Origin of the sequence: Nocardia yamanashiensis (assembly GCF_021183565.1) — a bacterium.
Lineage (GTDB): Bacteria > Actinomycetota > Actinomycetes > Mycobacteriales > Mycobacteriaceae > Nocardia > Nocardia yamanashiensis.
The window spans coordinates 6659175-6683735 of sequence record NZ_CP089226.1 but is presented as its reverse complement, the minus strand read 5'-3'; the positions used below and the strand labels follow the sequence as shown (position 1 = coordinate 6683735).

The following is a 24561-nucleotide window of genomic DNA, read 5'->3' as shown; positions in this document are numbered from 1 at the left end:
GGGGCGATCATCGGGAGGTGAAGCCGCCGTCGACGGTGATGATCGCGCCGACCACGCTGCGGCTGCGGCCGGAGGCCAGCCAGGCGACGGTTTCGGCGATATCCGCGGCGTCGACGAGCGCGTTCGAAGGTTGGTCGCGCAGGAACAGTTGTTCGGTGTCGCCGTCCAGGTCGAGGGCGTTGGCGACCTCGCGCAGCATGCGGCCTTCGAGTTCGGCCGAATCGTGCACGGAGCCCGGGCATACCGCGTTCACCCGGATGCCGTGCGGGGCGAGATCCAGCGCGGCGGCCTTGGTCAGCCCGACCAGGCCGTGTTTGGACGCGACATAACCGGCGAAGTGGCGGTAGCCCACCAACCCCGCGGTGGAGGCGATGTTCACGATGCTGCCCGAACCCTGCGGTTTCATGATGCGCGCGGCGGCGGACAGGATCCGGAAGGGACCGGTCAGGTTGATGTCGAGCATGGTCGCCCAATCCTGTTCGGACACCTGGTCGACGCCCTTGCCGGAGGGCCCGACGATGCCCGCGCAGTTCACCACCGCGTCGAGCCGCCCGAAGCGGTGCAGCGCCAGCTTCATCATGGCTTCGACATCGGCTTCGGAGCGGACGTCGCCGAGCAGCAGTTCGGCGTCCGCGCCGGCATCGAGACACAACTGCCGGGTGTGCTCGAGCTGGCTTTCCGATCCGAGCGAATACGGCACGCCGGGGGTGTCGTGGCCGATATCCGTCAGTACCAGTGCGCAATTCGCTTCGGCGAGCCGCAGCGCGCAGGCTCGTCCGATACCGCGGGCCGCACCGGTGACCAGTGCGACCAGATGCTCCGCATCAGCCATGGGAGACGCGCGCCGCCGCGGCGATGAACTCCAGGGTTTCGGTCAAGCCGTCGGCCAGATACATGTGCCCCCCGGGAAACATTCGCAGCGAGAACTCCCCCGTGGTCGCCCGCTTCCAGCCGTTCAGATCCGCCTCCGCCACCAGCACGTCGTCGGCGCCGCGCAGCGCGGTGATGGGCGCCGCGATGACCGCGTCGGGTGCGGCCAGATACGACTCGTGCATGGCCACGTCGCTGCGCAGCGCGGGCAGGATGATCTGCCGCAACTCCGGATGTGCGAGCGTGGGATGGGTGTAGCCGGCGAAAGTCTCGACCTGCGCGACGAATTCGTCGTCGGTCAGTCCGGCCGCGCGTTCGGCGCGCGGATTCCACGGGTCCGGCGAGCCGCTCACGTACACGTGGTCGACGACCGAGCCGAGGGTCCGGGCCACTTCGAAGGCCAGGATCGCGCCGAAGCTGTGACCGAGCAGCAGGACGCGCTGCCCGGGCGCGGCGCTGCTCCGCACCTGCGCGGCGATATCCGCCACGGCGGCGGCCAGATCGGGATACGCGTCGTCGGCGAAACGCTCCTCGCGGCCGGGCAATTGGATCGGCAACAGATCGACCCCTGCGGGTGCCTGTTCATTGCGATAGAACGAGGCGCCCGCTCCGGCGAACGGGAGGCATACGAGCAGGTGGGTCGACATATCCGCGAGGATGCCACACCGATCGGGTCCGATTGCCGGGAATCATGTTTCGCACCTGGACGGCGGTCCAGATGGGGGCGGCCGAGAGTGACTCACCAGTGAGCCTGATCTCTCTTGATAGTGAGAGCGAATCGCCGTGAAACGTGACGCAAGTCACGTTTCGGCATCTCCGGCGTGGCCTGCCGGTCCGGCCCCGGACGAGCGCCTATAGAAGAGCGGAAGTCCTGAGCATTTCGGTTGCGGTCAACGATGATCGGCGGAAGGCGAGCGATGCGGTCGGCGCGAGTAGGCGGAAAGTGGTCGGGGTGGCTGCGGCGCTGGGTGGCCGTGGGGGTGGGCGCACTGGCGCTCCCCTTGGCTTTTACCGTGGCGGCCGCGCCCGCGCAAGCCTCGTTCGATCCGGCGGGCCACGATTTCTGGGTCGATTCCAGCATGGGCCCGATCAAGACGCGGATCTTCCGCGCCCACGACGGCAATACCCAGCGCGTGGTCTACGCGCTGGACGGCCTGCGCGCCCGAAACGACCTCTCCGGCTGGGAGATCGACACCGATATCTCCCGGGTGCTGCCCGCGTGGAACATCAATGTGGTGATGCCGATCGGCGGACAGTCCAGTTTCTATTCCGATTGGGTGGCCCCCAGTAATACCAATGGCCAAACTGTCCCATACGCCTGGGAAACCTTCCTGACCAGGGATCTGCGCAATGCGATGGCGGCCCGGCTGGGATTCAACCCGCGCGGCAATGGCGTACTCGGCCTGTCCATGGGCGGTTCGGCGGCGCTGGTGCTCGCCGCCTATCACCCGGATCAGTTCCGTTATGCCGCATCGTATTCCGGTTATTTGAATATTTCGGCGCCTGGTATGCGCGAGGCATTGCGGGCGGCGCTGCTGGATGCCGGCGGCTACAACATCGACGCCATGTGGGGCCCGCCGTGGAGCGAATTGTGGCTGCGCAATGATCCTTTGGTCTTCGCGCCGCGGCTGCGCGACAACGGCACCCGGTTGTGGGTCTCCACCGGAAACGGCATACCGGGCACCCGGGATGTGGTGATCACGCCGATCGACGCCTACAACCTGACGAATGCCTCCGGGCTGGAGACGGTGGCGCTGGCCAATACCCGGGCCTTTCAGGCGCGGATGGAGTCGCTCGGCCCGTGCAATGCGGTGTTCGACTACACCCCGGACGGCGTGCACTCCTGGAAGTACTGGCAGGACCAGGTCTTCAAGATGCTTCCCGACCTGAGTGCGAATCTCGGTTGAATCGAGTGTGAAACTTCCCTCACTGCAAGGTTTTTCCGGTTACCGCGCGCCTGCCCGCGATTCACGATATGGTCACGCCACCATTTCGGCTGCTTGCGCACCGGTGGATTTCCGCCATCCGAATGGAGCACCTTGCCAACCCCTTACGGGGTCGAATAGTCTCCAGCGAGCGCAAGTGCCGCATTGGTGGCGCAGCTCGCTTCGGACTGTCGGGATTCGCAGCGGGTATCGAACGCGCGTGTCCGGATAGGCAGCCTCTACAGGCTCGGACGCGCGTGGACGAACAACTTAATGCACAGCAGCAGATGAGGAGCAGTATCCATGCGTTTCGGCAGGTCCGCCATGCCGGAGGGGGCCCAGACAGGACTGCGTCGCGGCAACACCGGCTGGCGCACACGACTTTTCGCCGCGGGTGCCGCGGCCCTGGCCATCCCGACCGCCGCAATGGTGGCGACCCCGACGATCGCGTCGGCGGCTCCGGTGTTCAGCCCGGTGCATCGCGCGCCCGCGGGTGGTTTCGAAGAACTGATGGTCCCCTCCAGCATGGGACCGATCAAGGTGCAGGTGCAGTGGGCCAAGTACGGCGGCACCTCCGCGCTGTACCTGCTCGACGGCATGCGCGCCGGTGATGACAAGAACGCCTGGTCGAACCCGGACGAGGGCAATGCCCTCGCCACCTTCGCCGAGGACAACATCACCGTGGTGATGCCGGTCGGCGGTCAGTCCAGCTTCTACACGGACTGGGCCTCGGCCTCCAACACCAACGGCCAGAAGTACACCTACAAGTGGGAAACCTTCCTCACCAAGGAACTTCCCAACTTCCTGGCCAACTACGGCGTCTCCAAGACCAACAACGCGGTCGCCGGCCTGTCCATGGGCGGTTCGGCCGCGCTGGCGCTGGCCGCCTACCACCGGGACCAGTTCAAGCACGCCTCCTCGTTCTCGGGCTACCTGAACCTGTCCGCGCCCGGTATGCGCGAGGCGATCCGCATCGCCATGCTCGACGCCGGTCGCTACAACGTGGACTCGATGGCCGCCCCGTGGAGCCCGCAGTGGCTGCGCATGGACCCCTTCGTGTTCGCGCAGCAGCTCAAGGGCCTGCCCATGTTCATCTCCTCGTCGACCGGAATCCCGGGTCGCTACGACGGTTTCGACTTCGGCACCGGCAATGCGATCGCCCTGGAAGCCCTCTCGATCGTGAACACCCGTGCCTTCGAGGCGCGCCTGAGCTCGCTCGGCATTCCGGCCCGGTTCGATTTCCCGGGCACCGGTACCCACAAGTGGAAGTACTGGGCCGAGGAACTCACCAAGGTGCGTCCGGACATCCTGAACGCGCTCGGAGCCTGATAACGGTTCCGTGATTCGACACCGGCCGCCCTATAACGGGGCGGCCGGTGTTTTTCGTTCACCGCCATTTCCCGGGGGTTCGGGGGCGCGGCCCCTGAGGGTCGTGAGAGTTGCTCACCACCGGTTCCCTTGTAGCGCCCCATGATTCGCCGTGGCGGAGTACAAAAACTAATGTGACACGTGTGGCATGTGTTAGATGGGGGAGGCTCGGGCGTGCCGGGATGGCGACGCTCGTGGCAGTCACTTCGATGGTCCTGGTCGGCGGCACCACCGCGGCCGCGGAACCCGGACCGGCGACCGCGCCGAGCAGCACCGCGATTCGAAAAGTGGTGTGGCTGAGCGACAGACGGGTGGCCCTGTGGGTGGATTCCCCCGCCATGGGTACGCAGATCCAGGTCCAGTTGCTGCTGGCCCGGGATTGGAACAGTAAGCCCGACAGCAGATTTCCCACACTGCTCATGCTGGACGGTCTGCGTGCCGGCGACGACGAGAGCGGCTGGACCAAGGACGCGGGCGCGCAGGCGTTCTTCGCCGACAAGAACATCACTGTCGTATTGCCGGTCGGCGGTATGTCCAGTTTCTACACGGACTGGAAGAAGCCGAACAACGGCAAGACCTACCGGTGGGAAACCTTCCTCACCAAGGAATTACCGCCGCTGCTGGACAAGGACTGGCGCACCACCAATGTGCGCGGCGTGGCGGGCCTGTCCATGGGCGGCACCGCGGCCATGACGCTCGCCAGCCGCAATCCCGGCTTCGCCAAGTTCGTCGCCTCCTATTCCGGTCTGCTCACCCTCACCACCCTGGGTATGCCGCAGGCGGTCCAGTACTCGATGCGGGGCGCGGGCGGCTACGACTCCGACGCCATGTGGGGCCCGGCCACCGATGCCGAATGGGCCTCGCACGATCCGTACGCGCTCGCCGAAAAGCTCAAGGGCGCAAGCCTGTACGTCTCCAGCGGGAGCGGGCTGGCCGGCGTGCACGACATTCCGTCGGGTATTCCGGGCGTGAGTACCAACTGGGAGGGCATGGCGCTCGAAGTGCTGTCCCGTTTCTCGTCCCAGCAATTCGTCGCCAAACTCAACAAACTGAGCATTCCGGTCTCGGTCAATTACCGTCCGTCCGGTACTCATTCCTGGCCGTACTGGGATTTCGAGATGCGCCAGTCCTGGCCGCAGGCCGCCGCCGCGCTCGGCGTCGAGGCGGCCAAACCGGAGTGCGCCGCGGCGGGAGCCATTCTGCCGGTGGCGCTTTCGAAGTCCTGGCTCGGCGAATGCCTGACGGTGGAGTTCCCGCAGGCGGGGGGCGTGGCGCAGGACTTCCGCGGCGGCCGGGTGCTGTGGTCCGCGGCCACCGGTGCGCACGCGCTGGGTGGCTTGATCGCAGGCGCGTACCAGGGCGCGGCGGGACCGGCTGGGGCACTGGGCTTTCCGACTTCCGACGAAACTCCTATTTCGGGCGGAGCGGAACAGAAATTCCAACACGGCCGCATCACCTTCACCGGCAACGGCGTCGAAATTCACCTGGGCTGAACATCAATACACGCCATTCGGACGTAGATACCCGCCAGTTATCGCTCCTACACCGGTAAAGTGCACCGGGTCCCGTGACGCCCGGTCACTATGGTGTCGTTTCCCTGCGGTTCAGGAGCTCATGTTCATGGCATCACAGGTTTTTCGGCGCGCGCTCATGGCCGCCGCGGCGATTGTCGCCCTGCCCGTTCTCGCCGCCCCGGCGCTCGCCCTGCCGGCGCACGCCCCCGTGCATCGCACGGCCGAGGGCGGTTTCGAGGAACTGATGGTCCCCTCCAGCATGGGACCGGTGAAGGTGCAGGTGCAGTGGGCCCGGCACGGCGGTGACGCGGCGCTGTATCTGCTCGACGGCCTGCGCGCCCGCGAGGACTTCAACGCCTGGTCCTTCGAGACCAACGCGCTGAAGATGTTCGCCGAGGACAATGTCACCCTGGTGATGCCGGTCGGCGGCCAGTCCAGCTTCTACACCGACTGGCGCGCGCCCTCCAGCGGCAACGGCCAGAAGTTCACCTATCGCTGGGAGACCTTCCTGACCGAGGAACTGCCCGCCTTCCTCGAGGGGTACGGCGTCTCCCGCACCAAGAACGCGGTGGCCGGCCTGTCCATGGGCGGTTCGGCCGCACTGGCGCTGGCGGCCTATCACCGGGACCAGTTCAAGCACGCCTCCTCGTTCTCCGGCTACCTCAACATTTCCGCGCCCGGTATGCGCGAGGCCATCCGCATCGCCATGCTCGACGCGGGCCGCTTCAATGTCGATTCGATGGCCTGGCCGTGGAGCCCGCAGTGGCTGCGCATGGACCCGTTCGTATTCGCCCCGCAGCTGCGCGGCCTGCCCATGTACATCTCGGCGGCGGCGGGCATTCCCGGACCGCACGACAACCCGGACGGTCCGGTCGGCATCTTCAATACCGTGAATGCCATTGCCCTCGAGGCGCTGTCGATGGTCAACACCGTCTCGTTCATGGCCCGGCTCAATCAGCTCGGCATCGGCGCGCACTACAGCCTGCCGACGAACGGCACCCATTCCTGGGGTTATTGGCAGGATCAGCTGGAGCAGGCGCGCCCGGAGATCCTCGCCGCGCTGGGCGTCGCCTAGCCGATCTTGAAAACTGGTCGTTTGCTGTAGTGCCCCCGATTCCCGCGCGTCCTACCCGGAACCGCGGCCGATCGGGGGTACAACACTTGTGTGGCTGGAGTTGTTCGTGGGACCAGAAGGGCGCGCCGGCGCGGCGCGATAGCCGCCCTCGCGGCGGTGTTCCCGCTGGCCGCAGGCGCTGTCGTCGCGGCCGGACCGGTCGCGGCCGCCCCCGAGACCGGGGGCGTCCCCGCCTCGGTGCAGAAATCGCAGTGGCTCAACGACCGCCGCGTGTCGCTGTGGGTGAACTCGCCCGCCACCGGCGCGCCGGTCGAGGTGCAACTGCTGCTGCCCCGGGATTGGCATTCCCGCCCCGACGCCCGGTACCCCGTGCTCTTCATGCTCGACGGCCTGCGCGCCACCGACGACGAGAACGGCTGGACCAAGGACGCGGGCGCGGCCGGCTGGTTCGCCGACAAGAACACCCTGGTGGTGCTGCCGGTGGGCGGTCAGTCCAGTTTCTACGCGGACTGGCTGGAGCCCAACAACGGCCGCAACTACAAGTGGGAAACCTTCCTCACCAAAGAATTGCCGCCGCTGCTGGAGAGCCAGTGGCGCGCCACGAGTCAGCGTGCGGTGGCCGGGCTTTCGATGGGCGGCAGCGCGGCGATGATGCTCGCGGCCCGCAATCCCGGCTGGGTCAAGCACGCCGCCTCCTACTCCGGCTTCCTCACCCTCACCACGCTCGGCATGCCGCAGGCGGTCAATTTCGCCATGAAGGACGCCGGCGGCTTCGACTCCACCGCCATGTTCGGCCCGCCCGGCAACGACGCGTGGAAGGAGCACGACCCCTACGAATTGGCCGAGAAGCTGCGGGGTCTGAGCCTGTACGTCTCCAGCGGCAGCGGCACCGCGGGCGCCACCGACCCGCCCGGTGATCTGCCCGGCTTGACCACCAATTACGCGGGCATGGGCCTGGAAGTGCTGTCCCGCTTGAGCACCCAGAACTTCGTGGCCAAGCTGAACAAGCTGAATATTCCGGTACAGGTCAACTACCGCCCGTCCGGTACTCACACCTGGCCGTACTGGGACTTCGAAATGCGCCAGTCCTGGCCGCAGACCGCCGCCGCGCTCGGCGTGGACGCCACCGCGGGGCAGTGCACGCTCGGCGGCGCCATCGCCGGTGTGGCACAGGCCAACAACTGGCTCGGCGACTGCCTGACCGGCGAATACCCCGTCAACAACGGTGTGGCGCAGGACTTCCGGGGCGGGCAGGTGTTCTTCTCCCCGGCCACCGGCGCCCAGCCGACCGGCGGGGCCATCGGCGGCAGCTACGCGGGCCTGAACGGCGCCGCCAGCGGTCTCGGGTTCCCGACGGCCGGCGACGGCGGCCTGCCCGACGGCCGTGGGCGCTGGCAGACCTTCCAGAACGGGTCCATCTACTGGACCCCGCAGACCGGCGCCCAGGCGGTGCGCGGCGCGGTCCTGGACGCCTGGGGCAAACAGGGTTTCGAGCGCAGCCCGGCGGGTTATCCGACCGGTCTCGAACAGCGCACCCCGAGCAGGGACGGCGTGGTCCAGGGTTTCGAGAACGGGCCGATGTACTTCAGCCCCAAGACCGGCGCGCATCTGGTGCAGGGCCTGATCCTGGGTAAGTACTCCGCGCTCGGTTTCGAGAACAGCCCGTACGGCTTCCCGGTCGCGGACGAGCAGCCGCTCAAGGACTTCGGCCGCTACAGCGCCTTCGAGAACGGCAATATCTATTGGAGCCCGCTCTCCGGCGCCTGGGGCGTGCGCAACGGACCGATCATGGATGCCTGGGGCGCACTGGGTTTCGAGAACGGCAACCTCGGCTTCCCGATGGCCGACGAGACCCAGGTCCCCGGCGGCGTCCAGCAGACCTTCCAGTTCGGCTCCATCGTGGTCCGGGACGGCAAGCCCCAGGCCCTGACCCACGACGGCAAGCCGATCGCGCTCCCCGGCGTCGTCGACCCCAAACCCGACGCCAAACCGGTCGAGAACAAGCCTGAACAGCGCCCCGCGGCAAAACCGGAACAGCAGGCCGCCCCTACAGCAGCGGCCCCGGAACCGGTCGAAGGTTTCCCCCTCCCCATCCCCGCACTCGGTCCTGAAGTGCGGCCCAACAACTGAGGCGACCCGCCAGCACAACGGGCGTACCGGACGCTGAGAAGTCGATGAGGTTCGTTTGTGAGCCTGGGACGGCGGGAGCGGTTACCGCTAGCCTGGGGTCCGACCTTGTGCCCGCAGACAGATCAAGGAAACGAATAAATGCATCGGACCCGTGCAAAGGTTGTCGGCGTGGTGGCCACCCTGGCCGCCGTCGGCCTGCTCGCCGCCTGCGGCAATAACGACTCGACCGCCAAGAGCACGCCCACGCTGGCCCCGACCACGTCCAAGGCTGCCGCGTCCGCTCCCGCCACCCCGTCCGCCGAGGCCCCGTCCGGCGGTCAGTCCGGCAGCTCGGAGGCCGCCGCGCCGACCAGCCCGGCCCCGGTCGAGCGCCCGCAGCCGGTCCCGAGCCAGTACGTGACCACCCCCAGCAATGCCACTCCGCTCACCGACAAGGACAAGACGTTCCTGGAGGAGCTGAAGAAGAAGGGCATCACCCCGGCTTCCACCGATATCGCCCTCACCGCGGGCAATCTGGTGTGCCAGGGCAAGGCGGGCAATGCGCCCGAGGATCAGATCATCACGTACGTGACCGCCATCGCCGGTTCCGATCCGAGCTTCGACGAGTCGAAGATGCCGGTCGAGCAGGCGGGCAAGATCTATTACGAAGTCGCCTCCAGTAGCTACTGCAAGTAGGGACGAATGTCGACGCGCCGCTCCGGACGCCGGTCCAAACCGGCAGGCTGCCTGCTGATCATCGCCGTGATCGTGATCGTGATCATTCTGGCGTTGCTGCTGTGGTACCTGCTGGCGGGCCGGCTGCACCTGCCCAAGCCCGGGAAGCCGGGCGGGGAGCAGCCGCCGACCTCGCAATCCGCCGACTGCCCGGACGTTTTCATGCTGTCCGTGCCCGGCACCTGGGAGTCGAACAGCAATGACGACCCCTACAACCCGACCGCCAACCCCGCGTCGCTGATGCTGAACATCTCCAACCCGGTGCGCGAGAAGTTCGACAAGCAGCGGCTCGAGGTCTACACGGTGCCGTACGTGGCGCAGTTCTCGAATCCGATCGCGATCCCGCCGGACGGGCAGGCGTCCTACAACAAGAGCCGCTCCGAGGGGTACGACCGCGCCAACGCGAAACTGGCCGAGACGTACAAGAAGTGCCCGCTCACCACCTACGTGCTGGCCGGTTTCTCGCAGGGCGCGGTGATCGCCGGGGACCTCGCGGCCCAGATCGGCGCGAACAAGGGGCCGGTGCCGGCGAAGCAGGTGCTCGGTGTGATGACCATCGCCGACGGCCGCCGGGACGAAGGCGGCGACGGCAAGGCCCTGGAGATCGGCGCCTCCCCGGCCGGGGTGGGCGCGGAGGTCGCGCTCAAGGGCCTGAACGTTCCCGGCATCACCATGACCGGACCGCGCGGCGGCTACGGCTCGCTCGCCGATCGCACCTACACCATCTGCGCCACCGGCGACCTCATCTGCGATTCGCCTGCGGCGGCACTGAATCCGGCCAATATCCTCGGTTCGCTCGGCACCCTGGTCCGCGCCGCGGGCAACCCGGTGCACAGCCTCTACAACGGCTTCGTGGTGGACGAGAACGGCACCACCGCGACCCAGTGGACCGTCAACTGGGCTAGCGGACTCATCGAGAACGCACCCCATCCCGCGCACTCGTGAAACCCGAGCTGGGGTGAGCGGTCGCTCAGCCGACTGTGACGGTGTCCGACCGACCCCCCAGTTTCAGGGTCACCTAGTAAAGTGCTCCGGGTTGCGACACCCCCCGGCCTCGGGAGGTGCTTCAACTCACATCCATGTCCTTGTTGTGTCGTTTGTGGGTTCCCACCCACCCATTTGGAGGCATTCGCGTCGGTCTTTGCTTCAGACGAGACTGTGAGCTGGGAGATGTTCGGCCGCTCCGAAGCATGGCCGATCTACTCCTCTGTAACATGTCTCTGGTTTGAGAACATCTAGCCAATAGACGGTCACCGCGCAGACCGCAAACGAATTCTGCAGGTCGGTTCTCGCATGGAGCTGCTCCCGCGGGCGAAAGAGAGTCGGGGCCTCACAGGTAACAGCGGCACAATCGCCGTATGCCGCCGCGTGTGCCTCGGAGGAGAAGAAGGAATGGACGAGACTTTCGACGATTACCTCGACGAAACGGGGAACATCACGATTCCCGAGGGCAGCACCCTCGTCGACTACGTCGAGAAGCACACCCACGGTAACGACGCCGATGACTTGGCGTACCGCTACATCGACTACTCACGCGAGCGCGACGGTGAGTATCAGGATCTGACCTGGAGTCAGTTCGGCACCCGGCTGCGCGCGGTGGCCGCCCGACTGCAGCAGGTGACCAAGCGGGGCGATCGGGTCGCGATCCTCGCTCCGCAGGGCCTGGACTACGTGATCTCCTTCTTCGCCGCCATCTATGCGGGCACCATCTCGGTGCCGTTGTTCGATCCGGACGAGCCGGGTCACACCGATCGCCTGCACGCCGTGCTGGGCGACTGTGAGCCTGCGGCGATCCTGACGGCCAGCTCCTCCGCCGCCGGGGTACGCCAGTTCTTCCGGTCGCTGCCCGCCGCGCAGCGTCCCCGCATCATCGCCGTGGACGCCATTCCGGACAGCGTGGGCGAGTCGTGGATCCGCCCCGATATCGCGGTCGACGATATCGCGTATCTGCAGTACACGTCGGGTTCGACACGCGTGCCCGCCGGTGTGGAAATTACGCACCGAGCGGTCGGTACGAACGTCCTCCAGATGGTCAACGCCCTTGATCTGAACTGGAACTCGCGTGGCGTCACCTGGCTGCCGCTCTACCACGACATGGGTCTGCTGACCGTGATCCTGCCCGCCGTCGGCGGCAAGTACATCACCATCATGTCGCCCGCCTCGTTCGTCCGCCGCCCCGCGCGCTGGATCAACGAGCTCGCCGCCGTATCGGACGGCGCCGGAACCTTCGCCGCCGCACCGAACTTCGCCTTCGAGCACGCCGCCGTGCGCGGCCTGCCCAAGCAGGGTGAGGCGCTGGACCTGTCGAACGTCATCGGCCTGATCAACGGCTCCGAGCCGGTGACCACCAAGTCGATGAAGAAGTTCAACGAGGCGTTCGCCCCGTACGGCCTGCCCAAGACCGCCATCAAGCCCTGCTACGGCATGGCCGAGGCGACCCTGTTCGTCTCCGCCACCCGGCACGAGGACGAGGCCAAGGTCATCTACGTCGATCGCGCCGAGCTCAATGCCGGCCGCATCGTGAAGGTGGAGCAGGGCGCGCCCAACTCCATCGCGCAGGTGTCCTGCGGTTATGTCGCGCTCTCGCAGTGGGGCGCCATCGTGGACCCGGAGACCGTCGACGATCCCGAGGGCGCGCGCGAGCTCCCCGAGGGCGAGGTCGGCGAGATCTGGCTGCACGGCAACAACATCGGCATCGGTTACTGGGGTCGCGCCGAGGAAACCCAGAAGACCTTCCGGAACCGGCTCACCCGCCGCCTGACCGACGGCAAGAGCCACGCCGAAGGCGTTCCGGCCGAAGGCAACTGGCTGCGCACCGGCGACTACGGCGTGTACGTGGACGGCGAGCTGTACATCACCGGCCGGGTCAAGGACCTGGTCATCGTGGACGGCCGCAACCACTACCCGCAGGACCTGGAGTTCTCCGCCGAGGAAGCCTCCAAGGCGCTGCGCCCCGGTTTCGTCGCGGCCTTCGCGGTCCCGGCCAACCAGCTGCCGGCCGAAGTGTTTGCGCAGGACAGCCATTCGGGCCTGACGTTCGACGAGGAAGACGGCAGCGAACAGCTGGTTATCGTCGCGGAGCGGGGTCCGGGCGCCGGCAAGGCGGATCCGGGGCCCATCGCCGACGCGGTGCGCGCGGCGGTCTCCTCCCGGCACGGCGTCACCGCGCGTGACATCCTGCTGGTGCCCGCGGGCTCGATTCCCCGTACTTCCAGTGGCAAGATCGCGCGTCGTGCCTGCAAGGCGGCGTACTTGGAAGGCACACTGCGTGGTGGTTACACGCAGCAAGCTTTCCCCGATGCACCAGACGAGGAATGAGGCGTAAGTCTCATCGGTTGAATGGCGCGAGCCCGCAGCGGCTCGCGCCATTCGTTGAATCACCACCGATTCACTGCCGCGCACTCTACGCAGACAGGTAGCTTGAGGACTGATGGCTGAGAACGAGGGCATGCCCCCCACCAACACGACCGAGAACGCTCCGGCTGCCGAAGCCGCGCCGAAATCCGCGCCCACGGGTGCCGACATGACGGTGCCGGAACTGCGGGAGTGGCTGCGCAAGTGGGTCGCCGACGCGACCGGGCAGCCGCTCGAGAACATCACCGTGGACCGGCCGATGGAGGAATTCGGGCTGGCCTCGCGGGATGCGCTCGCGCTCGGTGGTGACATCGAAGAGCTCACGGGCGTGCTGCTCAATGCCACCGTCGTCTATCAGCACCCGACCATCGCGTCGCTGGCCGAGCGAATCATCAACGGGGAACCGGATCTTCCGGTCGAATCGGTGGACGAGTCGTTCTACACCGCCGGATTCCACCCGGACGAGGCGCACGATATCGCCATCGTCGGGTTGTCCACCCGGCTGCCGGGTGCGGGCGAGACGCCCGAATCCACTTGGGAATTCCTGATCAACCGCGGTGACGGCATTCGTGACCTACCCGAAGGCCGCTGGGACGAGTTCCGGGGCGACCCGCGTCTGGACGATCTCATCGAGAAGTCGAACACCCTGGGCGGCTTCCTCGATCAGGAAGTCGTCAAGGGCTTCGACGCCGAGTTCTTCGCCACCTCGCCGGTCGAGGTCGAGCGGATGGACCCGCAGCAGCGACTTTCGCTTGAGCTGACCTGGGAAGCCTTGGAGCACGCCCGGATTCCGGCCAACGAGCTCAAGGGCAAAGCGGTCGGCGTGTACATCGGCTCCACCGCCAACGACTTCATGATGATCGCCGCCATGGGCGTCGGGAACGCCGAACCGGGCACCCCGGCCTCGGCCGAGGCCTACGGCATCATGGGCTCGGTTTCGTCGATCATCCCGAACCGCGTCTCCTACTTCTTCGACTTCCGCGGCCCGTCGGTCTCGATCGACACCGCATGCTCGTCCACCATGGTTGCCGTGCACGAGGGCGTGCGCGCCTTGCGCGCCGGTGACGCCGAACTGGCGCTGGCCGGCGGCGTGAACATGATCCTGGCTCCGGCCGCCAACCTGGGCTTCGACGCCAACGGCGGGCTGGCCAAGGATGGTCACATCAAGGCGTTCTCCTCCGACGCGGACGGCATGATCCGCTCCGAGGGCGGCGGCCTCGTCGTGCTGAAGCGCCTGGCCGACGCCGAACGCGACGGCGACACCGTCTACGCGGTGATCAAGGGCTCGGCGGTCAACAACGACGGCCGCTCCAACGGTCTGCTCGCGCCGAACCCGGACGCGCAGGCCGAGTGCCTGCGCCGCGCCTACCGCGATGCCGGAATCGCCCCGTCCACCGTCGATTACATCGAGGCGCACGGCACCGGCACCCCGATCGGCGACCCCATCGAGGCGGACGCGCTCGCACGCGTGATCGGCCGGGGTCGTGAGGACGACAAGCCCGCGCTGCTCGGCTCGGCCAAGACCAACTTCGGTCACCTCGAGTCGGGTGCGGGCGCGGCCAGCTTCGCCAAGGTCATCATGGCGTTGCAGCACAATGTGATTCCGCCGAACCTCGGCTTCAAGGCGCCGAGCCCGTTCATCCCGTGGGATCAGGCGCACCTGAAGGTCGTCACCGAGCCCACCGAATTCCCGCGCTACAGCGGCAAGGCCACCATCGGCATCTCCGGCTTCGGTTTCGGCGGCACCAACGCGCACGTGGTCGTGCAGGAGTACGTGCCCACCGCCGCCGCTCCCGTCGCCGACACCGCGGACGAGGCAGGCGAGGACCTCGACAACGAGACCACCGGCGTCATCGCCGAGGCCGAGCGCATCGTGGAAGCCGCTGCGCCGGAACCCGAATGGGGCAATCGCGAGGAGCCGCTGCCGCTGATCCTCCCGGTCTCGGCCTACCTGCCCTCGCGCCGCCGCCGCGCCGCCGCCGATCTGGCCGATTGGCTGGAATCGGAAGCGGGACAGGCGACTCCGCTCGCCGATGTGGCGCGTTCGCTGGCCAAGCGCAATCACGGCCGCTCGCGCGGCGTGGTCATCGCCAAGACGCACGAAGAGGCCGTCGCCGGGCTGCGCGCGATCGCCGAGGGCAAGCCGGGCACCGGTGTGTTCACCGCCGACTCGCCGTCCATTCGCGGACCGCTGTGGGTGATGGCCGGTTTCGGCGCCCAGCACCGCAAGATGGGCAAGCAGCTCTACACCGAGAACTCCATCTTCCGTAAGGCCGTGGACGAGGTCGACGAGCTGGTGCTCGACGAGGCCGGTTACTCGGTCAAGGAAATGATTCTCGACGATGCCCAGGACTGGGACATCGGCACCGGCCAGGTCGGCACCTTCACCATCCAGGTCGGCCTGGCCGCCATCCTGCGCGCGCACGGCGCGCAGCCGGAGGGCGTGGTCGGCCACTCGCAGGGCGAGGTCGCGGGCGCGTACATCTCCGGCGGCCTGCCGCTGGAGGACGCGGTCCGGGTGATCTGCGCGCGCTCGCGCCTGATGGGCGAGGGCGAGGCCATGATCACCGACGATCAGGTCCGCAATATGGCGCTGCTGGAGTACTCCGCCGAGGAGATCGCCAAGCTCCAGGAGACCGAATTCCCCGATATCGAGGTCGCGGTCTATGCCGCGCCGACCAATACGGTCATCGGCGGCATGCCCGATCAGGTCGCCGCCATCGTGGCGCGCGCCGAATCCGAGGGCAAGTTCGCGCGCGTGCTGCAGACCCGCGGCGCCGGGCACACCTCGCAGATGGATCCGCTGCTCGGTGAATTGGCCGCGGAGCTGGCCGGTCTGGAGCCGACCAAGCCGAAGCACGACCTGTACTCGACGGTCCGCAAGGACGGCGTCTTCCGCGCCGGTCACGACGCGGTGCACGATGTCGACTACTGGGTCACCAATATGCGCGGCTCGGTGTACTTCACCAATGCCATCCGGCAGGCCGTCGACACCGGCATCACCACCTACCTGGAGCTGGCCCCGAACTCGGTGGCCCTCATGCAGGTCATGGGCACCACCTTCGCGGCCGGCGTGCACAACGCCGCGCTCATCCCGACGCTCAAGCGCAAGGAAGACGAAGCCGCGGGCATCATCACCGCGCTGGCCCAGCTGTACGTGAACGGCCACTACGTGGACCTGCCCTCGCTGGTGCCCGCGGGCGGCGGCTACGCGGACGTGCCGCGCACCGCGTTCGTGCGGAAGCAGTACTGGCCCAAGGCATCCGGCGGTTTCGGCGGCGGCGCGGGCAATACCCGCGTCCCCGGCGCGCACGTGGCGCTGCCGGAGGGCCGCCACGTCTGGGAGGTGCAGGCGAGCGCCGTCACCGACCTGACCGCGCTGGTGCACGCCGCTGCGGCGCAGGTGCTTTCGGACGTCACCGTCGGCGCTTCGGTCGCGCATCTCGCGCTGCCGTTGTCGGGCACCCTGACCACCACGCTCACCCCGCATCCGGGTGGCGCGTCGGTGTCGGTGCACGCCAAGGAGAACAACGCCTTCCGGCCGCTGTTCGACGCGGTCGTCACCTCCGGCGCGCCGCTGCCGGAATTCGCTGTGGCACAGCCGATCGCCGCCGCTCCGGCCGCCGAGGTCGCGGTCATCGAGGCCGCTCCCGGTGAGCGCTGGGACCCGAACGGTTCGCAGACCATCGAGCAGCGGCTGGGCATCATCGTGGCCGAGTCCATGGGTTACGCCGTGGAGGACCTGCCCATGGAGATCCCGCTCATGGAGCTGGGACTCGACTCGCTGATGGCCATGCGCATCAAGAACCGCGTCGAGTACGAATTCGACATCCCGCAGCTGCAGCTGCAGGCGGTCCGCGACGCCAGCCTGCTCGAGGTGGGCAAGGTGCTGCGCTACGCCATCGAGCACCGCGATCAGCTGGACGAGATCGCCGCGCGCCAGGCCGCCGGTGAGGACATCACCGTCGACGCCGACTTCGTCTCGGCCGCCCGTGCCGCCATGGCGGCCGGTGGCGATCCGGCCGCGCTGCTGCCGAAGACCGAGACCACCGATCCGGTGGCCGAGGCCGAGCAGATCACCGAAGCGGCTGCGCCGGAAGCGGTTACCGCCGACTACGAGGCGTCCGCGCCGATCGCGGAAACCGACGCCGACAATGTGCCGCCGCGCAATGCCCCCGAACGCCTCGCCTTCGCCACCTGGGCGCTGGTGACCGGCAAGTCGGCGGGCGGCATCTTCAACGCGCTGCCCGAACTGGACGAGGACACCTTCGCCAAGCTGGTGGCCCGCCTGTCCGAGCGGGTGCAGGCCGAGATCCCGGCCGAGGAGGTGCGGGCCTGCAAGAGCATCGAGCGGCTGGCCGAGCTGGTGGCCTCCTACCAGGAGCACGGCAATGACGTGGAGGGCTTCGTGCGCACCCTGCGCGCGCGGGAAGCCGGTTCCACCGCGACGCCGGTGTTCGTCTTCCACGCCTCCGGCGGCAATACCCTCGCCTACGACGCGCTGGTGAAGCGACTGCCCGCGAGCACCCCGGTGTACGGGTTCGAACGGGTCGACGGTTCCATCGAAGAGCGTGCGCGCCAGTACATTCCGGAGATCTTGAAGCGGCAGCCCGAGGGCCCGTACGTGCTGTACGGCTGGTCACTGGGCGGCGTGTTCGCGCTCAAGGTGGCCGAGCTGATGCGGGCCGACGGCCACGATGTGGGCGTGGTCGGCCTGATCGATGTGGCGCTGCCCTCGCAGCCGCACGTCGACACCCCGGAGGAGCGCGTGGCGCGCATCCGCCGGTTCCAGAACTTCGCCAAGAAGACCTACGGCTTCGAGGGCGAACTGGACGACGAGCAGCTGGAAGAGCTGGCCGCCGCCTCCGACGAGGAACAGATCGACATCGTCATGCAGCTGGTCAAGTTCGCGGGCGTCGACATCCCCGGCGGTGTGCTGGAACATCAGCGCACCTCGTTCATCGACGGCGGTGAGCTCTACCGGTTGTCGCCGCTGCGTTACGAAGGTCACGTGGTGCTCTATCTGGCCGACCGCTACCACGACGGAATCATCGAACTGGAACCGCGTTTCGGTGAACGTCTGCCCAATGGCGGCTGGGAGCAGCACATTCCGGATCTGGAGATCATCCACATTCCGGGCGACCACCTCCAGATCATCGACGAACCGCGTATCGCGACCATCGGGGCCGATCTCACCAAGAAGCTCGCCGAGATCGACACGCATCCGAAATAGCTCCACAGCGAAACAGGTTCTGCGAAAGTAGGTTTTAACCGAAAGGGGACCAGTGAGTACTGCCGGGAAACTCGCCGACCTGCGACAGAAGCTGGACGTCGCGAGGGAACCGGCAGGAGCAGCGGGTATCGCGAAGCGCGCGCGGAAGGGCATCCCTTCCGCCCGCGACCGGATCAATATGCTCTTCGATCCGGGCACCTTCGTGGAAATCGGTGCGCTGGTTCGCAATCCGGGCGACAAGAACGCGCTGTACGGCGACGGCGTGGTGACCGGCCACGGCCTGGTGGACGGTCGTCCGGTCGCCGTCTTCTCGCACGACCAGACCGTCTACGGCGGTTCGGTCGGCGAGATGTTCGGCCGCAAGGTCGCCGGCATCATGGAATTCGCGGCCAAGGTCGGCTGCCCGGTGGTGGGCATCAACGATTCCGGCGGCGCACGCGTGCAGGAGGCGGTGACCTCGCTGGCCTGGTACGCCGAACTGGGGCGGCGGCAGGAACCGTTGTCCGGCTTGGTGCCTCAGATCTCCATGATCCTGGGCAGCTGCGCGGGCGGCGCGGTCTACGCGCCCATCAATACCGATGTGGTGGTGGCCACCGAGGCCGCGTACATGTTCGTCACCGGTCCCAAGGTGATTCGCGAGGTCACTGGCGAGGACGTATCGCTGGAGGAGCTCGGCGGCGCGAATTCCCAAGCGCAGTACGGCAATATCCACCATGTCGCCAAGGACGAGGCGGCGGCGTTCGAATGGGTGCGCGAGTACCTGAGCTATCTGCCGTCCAGCTGCCAGGAGCTGCCGCCCATCGTGAATCCGGGGCTGGAACCCGAACTCACCGAATCGGATCTGGAACTCAACGGCATCGTGCCCGATGCCGACAATGCCGGTTACGACATGCACGAGATCCTGATCCGCATCTTCGACGACGGCGCGTTCCACGAGTTCGGCGCGTCCGCGGGCAAGAACGTGATCTGCGGTTTCGCCCGGGTGGACGGCCGCACCGTCGGCGTGGTCGCCAATCAGCCGATGGTCTACGCGGGCGCGCTGGACGCCCGCGCCTCGGACAAGGCCGCGCATTTCGTCCGGCTCTGCGACGCCTTCGAGATCCCGCTGGTCTTCGTGGTCGACACCCCCGGCTTCCTACCCGGGGTGGAACAGGAGAAGATCGGCGTCATCAAGCGCGGCGGCCGGTTCATCTTCTCGTTCGTGGAAGCCACCGTCCCCAAGGTCACCGTGGTGATCCGCAAGTCCTACGGCGGCGGTTACGCGGTCATGGGTTCCAAGCAGCTCGGCGCGGATGTGAACCTGGCCTGGCCCACCGCCCGCATCGCGGTCATGGGCGCGGAATCGGCGGTCAGCCTGATCGGCGCGAAGTCGCTGGAGGCGGCTCCCGAGGATCAGCGCGCCGCCATGCGCCAGCAGATGATCGACTTCTACAACGCCACCATCGCCACCCCGTGGGTCGCGGCCGAGCGCGGCTATATCGACGCCGTCATCGACCCCGCCACCACCCGCCTGGAAATCCGCCGCGCCCTGCACCTGCTGCGCGACAAGAAGATCCCGCGCAACCCCCGTAAACACCACCTTTTGCCGCTCTGACGTACCCGCTGCGGCTCGCCGATTACACCGAATCGATCGGTCGTCCGGACCGAATGTGAGAGCCTTCAGCTATGAGTAGCTCACCGAAGGCATTGCTCGAAGGCGGGCCGGACGGCCTGAAACAACGGATCGTGCCGATTACCCCGCCGGGCATAGAGTTGCGGGTCGCTTTCGGGGGTGGGTACGAGCGCTTCAAGGTGACGCCACGCTGGCAGGACACCCCCGAGGGCAGTCTTCCGGTGTACGAATGGATCGCCCACATCGACGGGTGAGGCGATGCGAACCGGTCAGGAGTGCGCGGCGCGGCGAATGGGCTGGCGCGTCGGCACCGGATCCTTGGTGAGGAAGCCGGCCACCAGGGAGTAGACCTCGGCCGGTTTCTCCATCACCAGCAGATGTGACGTGCCGGGGATGATGGCCAGTTCGGAGTCCGGAATCGCGCGATACAGCGCGAGCGTGTGCTCCGCCGCGATGGCATCGTCGTCCCCGGCCATGACCAGGGTGCGCACCCGCAGGCCGGACAGGTCCGCGGTGGTCAGCGCCGGTTCCACCCGCTCCATTTCGACGATCTTGCGGACCACGACGGGGAAGTGGTCCTCGCCCTGCGGGGAGATCTCGCCGTACCGCCCGCCCAGCCGTTCCATGGCCGCCGGATCGGTGAAACTCTCCAGCACCCCCGGCAGCAAGCCGTCGTGATGGAAGTTCCCGCTGATCAGCACCAGTTTCCGGACCAGGTCGGGCCGTCGCAGCGCGACCATCAGCGCGACATTCGCGCCCGAGCTGTATCCCACCAGATGCGCGGGCTCGCCCACTACCTTCTCCAGGAACGCGATGAGATCGTCCGCCATCAACTCGTAGGACAGCGGCCCCTCGACATCGGGCGTGCGCCCATGCCCCCGGCGATCGGTCTTGTACACCTGAAACCGCCCCACCAGCGATTCCATGGCGGGAGCGAACATTCGCGAATCGACGAAGGACCCGTGCAACAGCACCACCGACTCACCGTCACCGTGCACGTCGTACCAGGTCGCCACATCGCCGAGCTGAACATTCACAATTCCGCCTCTCCGGGCCTTCAGCGCGCGGCTGAGAGCCGTTGTCCGTCGGGCACGCGTGCCGGCGGTTGGGAGTCGACACGATTCTGGTCGTCCCCGATGAGTTACCCGCATCTGACGAAATCAGTTGTCGCGTTCGGTTGCATGCCCGGTGGCTATTCTTCCTGGTTGGCCTGGCCACGCTCACAACGGGTGTACGTGCCTTGTGAGTGCTCCGGAAAAGCAAGTGGCCGTCCACGATTCGTGGACGGCCACTTGTTCAGGGGCGGCGCGGGATCAGGAGGCGCGGATCTTGCCCGGGGACCAGAGGCCGGAGCGGGTGGCCGTGCCGGTCTCGATCTCGGGTGAGCGATCGGCGTCCGGGTAGTGCTGGGTGTACTGCTCGAGCGAGCCCCAGTCGCGGTCCCAGTTCTCGTTCAGGTAGGTGGGGATGGTTTTGGAGGAGGCCAGCATTTCGCTGAAGCCCAGCAGGCCGCCGAATTCCTCGGCCTGCCAGGTATTGGTGGAGCTGATGGCCAGCGGACGGTCCGGCAGGATGCGGAAGTTCGGGACCTCGGCGACGCCGTAGCGGTGATCGAAGGGGCGCTGGCACGGGAACTGCAGGCCGACCGCCCAGTCCAGCAGGATGGGCTGCTCGGAACCGAGGTAGTCGTTGAGGGTCTGCAGCTTGGGGACGCGCGGCGGGGTGAAGGCCAGCCACTGGTCGCCGATCAGGATGGGATCGACGGCGTGGATGCGGACCGCGTCGGCCTCGGCGGGCAAGGCGGAGAAGGGGACTCGCAGATTGCGCCAGGACGGGGCCGGTCCGATGTCCTGGGGACGGTATTCGCCCAGTTCGGTGACGGTGCCGTCAGCGTTCTTGTGCCCGTACTGCACCACCAGGGTCTGGCCGTAGGTCATATTGCCGGTGGAGTCGAAGGACAGCACCCGGCCCGCCGCCGAGATGACGATGAGCGGGGAGTCGTCCGACCGCGCGGGCAGCCCGTACCAGCTGGAGGTCAGGGTGGCGGGCTGTTGCACGCCGTCCTGCCAGGAACCCATGATCGGGGTGGTGGCGGGGTCGAGGCCGAAGGGCAGCGCGACGGTGGAACCGTTCACGCCTTCCGCGCCCTTGCCGCCGCCGGTGCCGGCGTTCTGGCCCTCCTCGAAGGCGGGGCCCACGGTCTGGGTGGAGGTATTGCCGGTGCCGGGCTTGACCTCGACGGCGTCGGCGTCCAGCTTCTCGGGAACGCCGTTGGGGGAGAAGCCGACCGGGCTCTCACCGGCCAGCGGATCGCCGCCCTGCGGCGGGTGCGCCGGATCGGCGATGGGCGTGAGATTGCCCTTGTTCACATCGGTTTCGACGAGCACGTCATTGGCCAGTCCGCAGCTCTGACCGGTGACGGCGTCGAAGTTGGAGCGGCCCAGCGAATACGCGGGGTACTGCGAGACCGCGCCCTTGAGCATGGACAGCACCTCGAACATGACCATGAGCGCCGCCACCACGGTCAATGGGATGGCCGCGAACTTGCGGATCCGCTTGCCGCGCTGCGTCTTCCCGTTCGCCAGGGGCTTGGCGTAGCCCTCGCGCAGGCCCTGCCAGGCCACCACGGCCAGGGCCAGGCCGAACAGCAGCAGCACGATGGTGTTGGACTGCACGCCGTGCAGCGACACCCGCTTATCGAACCACGGCACGCCGTAGCTGGAGACGTACCAGTACCCGTTGATGCCGGAGAAAGCCAGCGCCAGGGTGAACAGCAGGCCGGCCAGGAACACCGACCGGTTCTTCCGGGAGCGCAAAGCGGTGGCGGACACGGCGACCGCCGTCACCGCCGCCAGCGAACCCGCGATGCCCGCGTACGCGCCGAAGTGGTGGGTCCACTTGGTCGGGTTGAACATCATGAAGAAGATGGTTCCGAAGACCACGCCCATGAGCCGCCAGGTCGGACCGGAGGCGATGCCCGGCACCTGCCGCCGGCGCAGCAGCACCAGCATGGTGGTGATCAGGCACAGGATCATGACCAGGAAGGCGAAGCGCCGCGACAGCGAGCCGTCGACGGTCTCCACGAACAGGTAGTAGTACCGCAGATAGTCCTTGTACCAGGCCAGATTCGGCCCGGTGGCCTGCCGCACCCGGTTCGCCTCCATGATCCCGGAGAAGGTCTGGTCGCCGAAAACGACCACCAGGACCAGGGTTCCGGCCGCGGCGATGGGCGCCAGCAGCGCCACGTCACCGAACTGCTTGCGCCGCCGGACCGCGATCGCGACCAGCGGCCGGATGCCGGCGAGCAGCGCCGCCACACACATCAGACCGGTCGGTGCGGCCGCCAGCGTGAACGCCGCGATCAGAACCGCCACCGCCGCGGGCAGCAATCGTGAAGTGGCAATGGCCCGTTCGATGGAAACCCAGGTCAGCAGCGCGCCCAGCGCCACGATCGGCTCCGAGCGCAGGCCGTTGTCGTAGGGCAGCCAGAAGGCCAGGAACACCAGCCCGCCGGTCCACAGCGCCACCTTGGACTTGGACACCGCGTTGCCCAGCCGCGGCACCACCTCGCGGCTGATCACCAGCCAGCACAGAATGCCGCAGAGCAGCGCGGGAATTCGCACCCACGGGCTCGCGGTGGAGATCTCCGAGAACGCCTGGATGACGTAGTAGTACCAGCCGAACGGCGCTTCCGGCACGCCGAACCAGCGGAAGTAATTGGCCATGTAGCCCGCGTGCGGGGCGACGCGGACCATGGTCAGGATGTAGCCGTCGTCGGAGGTGTTGGCCCCGATGAAATGCCACAGCAGCAGCGTGCCGATGATGCCGCCGTCCGCCCAGGTCGGCTTCAGCCAGTGCGCCGGCAGAATGCGCCGGTGCCCGCGCCCGTCACTGGTGTCCAGCACGCCGAGCGCGCCCATGGCCAGCAGCGTCAGCAGCACGGCGGCGATGATCGCCACCAGTTTGATCAGCGTCGGCGTGGAGGAGAAACGCGAGTCCACGTCCATGTGGAACGAAAGACCCTCCGGCACCGCGCCTTTCATATCGGTGAAGACGCCCACCACCTGCGGCCGCAGATCGCCGCCCAGCTGGCCTTCGACCGGCACCGTCACCAGCTCGCGGCCGCCGTCGGCCGTCGGCTTCTCGATGGTGCGGGTCAAGCCCTCGAAACGCGCGTAGGTCTTGTCGCTGTCCGAGGTGATGACGATCGACGAGCATTCGCTCATCCGCTCGCGCGGCGCGGACACCACCACCGCATTGCGATCCAGCACGTCCACCGACTCGCCCGACACCCGGACGAACATGGCCTCCAGATCCGCGCCCTTGCCCTGCGGCGGCGCGGTTGCCAGCAGGATGCCGCCGCGCGGATCCAGCTGCTGCACAGCACTGCACGGGATGGTGACGTCGAGACTCAGCGGCACCTGCGACATCAAAGGCGCGTCGATGCTCTGCAGCGAACCGTGCTGCGGCCAGTTGATCGCCGCGGTGGTCTGCTTCACCGGAAGGAACGGGGTGGCGAGCGCGAACAACGCGCCCAGCAGACCCGCGACTATGGCGATCGTGTTGGCGATCCGGAAGTCGCGCGGGGACGCGGGGGGAGTAGCCGGTTGCGGCGGCTTCGTCAGCACTGCGGAGGCGTCGGACACGGTTGCTGATCGTATAGCCCCCAGCCCTCAGTGGCGCTGTGCTCGCCCGCCTCCCCGCGTATTTTGCGCGCAACCGGGAGCCGTCTGCCGTCCGGCACGCGGCCACCGGTCGGATACGCC

14 protein-coding genes and 1 pseudogene are annotated in these 24561 nt (G+C 67.3%); 11 read left to right on the top strand and 4 right to left on the bottom strand.

Features of this window, described 5'->3' with window-relative positions; all coding sequences use genetic code 11:
- Positions 1–7: 7 nt before the first annotated feature.
- Entirely contained in the window at positions 8–832 is an 825-nt protein-coding gene (locus LTV02_RS30820; RefSeq protein ID WP_233035261.1) for an SDR family oxidoreductase, read from the bottom strand.
- A complete protein-coding gene (locus LTV02_RS30815; protein ID WP_233035260.1) occupies positions 825–1517 on the bottom strand; it encodes a thioesterase II family protein in 693 nt (230 codons plus the stop codon). Before LTV02_RS30815 ends, LTV02_RS30820 begins: the two co-directional genes overlap by 8 nt.
- A gap of 270 nt (positions 1518–1787) precedes the next feature.
- On the opposite strand from LTV02_RS30815, the gene LTV02_RS30810 reads away from it, so the two are divergent.
- The 11 genes and pseudogenes from LTV02_RS30810 (at position 1788) to LTV02_RS30760 (ending at position 20049) form a co-directional block, all read left to right on the top strand.
- Entirely contained in the window at positions 1788–2777 is a 990-nt protein-coding gene (locus LTV02_RS30810; RefSeq protein WP_233035259.1) for an alpha/beta hydrolase, read from the top strand.
- Between the two features lie 342 nt (positions 2778–3119).
- Positions 3120–4124: an alpha/beta hydrolase gene (locus LTV02_RS30805; protein ID WP_408639433.1), complete on the top strand. Its 1005-nt coding sequence runs from the start codon at positions 3120–3122 to the stop codon at positions 4122–4124.
- A 221-nt stretch (positions 4125–4345) separates the two neighbouring features.
- Positions 4346–5626 (top strand): annotated as a pseudogene (locus LTV02_RS30800) (alpha/beta hydrolase-fold protein); the annotation flags it as partial.
- Positions 5627–5783: 157 nt separating this feature from the next.
- A complete protein-coding gene (locus tag LTV02_RS30795) occupies positions 5784–6752 on the top strand; it encodes an alpha/beta hydrolase (RefSeq protein WP_084535330.1) in 969 nt (322 codons plus the stop codon).
- A 90-nt stretch (positions 6753–6842) separates the two neighbouring features.
- On the top strand, positions 6843–8882 hold the full coding sequence (locus LTV02_RS30790) for an alpha/beta hydrolase-fold protein (protein ID WP_233035258.1): 2040 nt from the start codon (positions 6843–6845) through the stop codon (positions 8880–8882).
- Positions 8883–9020: 138 nt separating this feature from the next.
- Positions 9021–9557, top strand: a complete 537-nt coding sequence (locus LTV02_RS30785; RefSeq protein WP_233035257.1) for a DUF732 domain-containing protein — start codon at positions 9021–9023, stop codon at positions 9555–9557.
- Positions 9558–9563: 6 nt separating this feature from the next.
- Positions 9564–10541 carry a cutinase family protein gene (locus tag LTV02_RS30780; protein ID WP_233035256.1) on the top strand — a complete coding sequence of 326 codons (978 nt, stop codon included), beginning with the start codon at positions 9564–9566 and terminating at the stop codon, positions 10539–10541.
- A 447-nt stretch (positions 10542–10988) separates the two neighbouring features.
- Entirely contained in the window at positions 10989–12914 is a 1926-nt protein-coding gene (gene fadD32 / locus LTV02_RS30775; protein WP_067718184.1) for a long-chain-fatty-acid--AMP ligase FadD32, read from the top strand.
- A gap of 112 nt (positions 12915–13026) precedes the next feature.
- On the top strand, positions 13027–18183 hold the full coding sequence (pks13, locus tag LTV02_RS30770) for a polyketide synthase Pks13 (protein ID WP_269821570.1): 5157 nt from the start codon (positions 13027–13029) through the stop codon (positions 18181–18183).
- A gap of 52 nt (positions 18184–18235) precedes the next feature.
- Positions 18236–19777 carry an acyl-CoA carboxylase subunit beta gene (locus tag LTV02_RS30765; RefSeq protein WP_233035255.1) on the top strand — a complete coding sequence of 514 codons (1542 nt, stop codon included), beginning with the start codon at positions 18236–18238 and terminating at the stop codon, positions 19775–19777.
- 71 nt (positions 19778–19848) lie between these two features.
- A complete protein-coding gene (locus tag LTV02_RS30760) occupies positions 19849–20049 on the top strand; it encodes a DUF5988 family protein (protein ID WP_067718190.1) in 201 nt (66 codons plus the stop codon).
- A gap of 15 nt (positions 20050–20064) precedes the next feature.
- Here the strand turns inward: LTV02_RS30760 and LTV02_RS30755 are convergent, their stop codons facing one another.
- The gene (locus LTV02_RS30755; protein WP_233035254.1) at positions 20065–20832 is read right to left on the bottom strand and encodes an alpha/beta fold hydrolase; all 768 of its coding nucleotides are present in this window, start codon (positions 20830–20832) and stop codon (positions 20065–20067) included.
- A 276-nt stretch (positions 20833–21108) separates the two neighbouring features.
- Complete coding sequence (locus tag LTV02_RS30750) at positions 21109–24441, bottom strand: arabinosyltransferase domain-containing protein (protein ID WP_408639278.1); 3333 nt, start codon at positions 24439–24441, stop codon at positions 21109–21111.
- Positions 24442–24561 lie beyond the last annotated feature (120 nt).

Bases quoted from the DNA above. Each gene is read 5' to 3' on its own strand.
- LTV02_RS30780 (WP_233035256.1), top strand. From the start codon at position 9,564: ATGTCGACGCGCCGCTCCGGACGCCGGTCCAAACCGGCAGGCTGCCTG.
- LTV02_RS30795 (WP_084535330.1), top strand. From the start codon at position 5,784: ATGGCATCACAGGTTTTTCGGCGCGCGCTCATGGCCGCCGCGGCGATT.
- LTV02_RS30815 (WP_233035260.1), bottom strand. From the start codon at position 1,517: ATGTCGACCCACCTGCTCGTATGCCTCCCGTTCGCCGGAGCGGGCGCC.
- LTV02_RS30805 (WP_408639433.1), top strand. From the start codon at position 3,120: ATGCCGGAGGGGGCCCAGACAGGACTGCGTCGCGGCAACACCGGCTGG.
- LTV02_RS30810 (WP_233035259.1), top strand. From the start codon at position 1,788: ATGCGGTCGGCGCGAGTAGGCGGAAAGTGGTCGGGGTGGCTGCGGCGC.
- pks13 (WP_269821570.1), top strand. From the start codon at position 13,027: ATGGCTGAGAACGAGGGCATGCCCCCCACCAACACGACCGAGAACGCT.
- LTV02_RS30785 (WP_233035257.1), top strand. From the start codon at position 9,021: ATGCATCGGACCCGTGCAAAGGTTGTCGGCGTGGTGGCCACCCTGGCC.
- LTV02_RS30820 (WP_233035261.1), bottom strand. From the start codon at position 832: ATGGCTGATGCGGAGCATCTGGTCGCACTGGTCACCGGTGCGGCCCGC.
- fadD32 (WP_067718184.1), top strand. From the start codon at position 10,989: ATGGACGAGACTTTCGACGATTACCTCGACGAAACGGGGAACATCACG.
- LTV02_RS30760 (WP_067718190.1), top strand. From the start codon at position 19,849: ATGAGTAGCTCACCGAAGGCATTGCTCGAAGGCGGGCCGGACGGCCTG.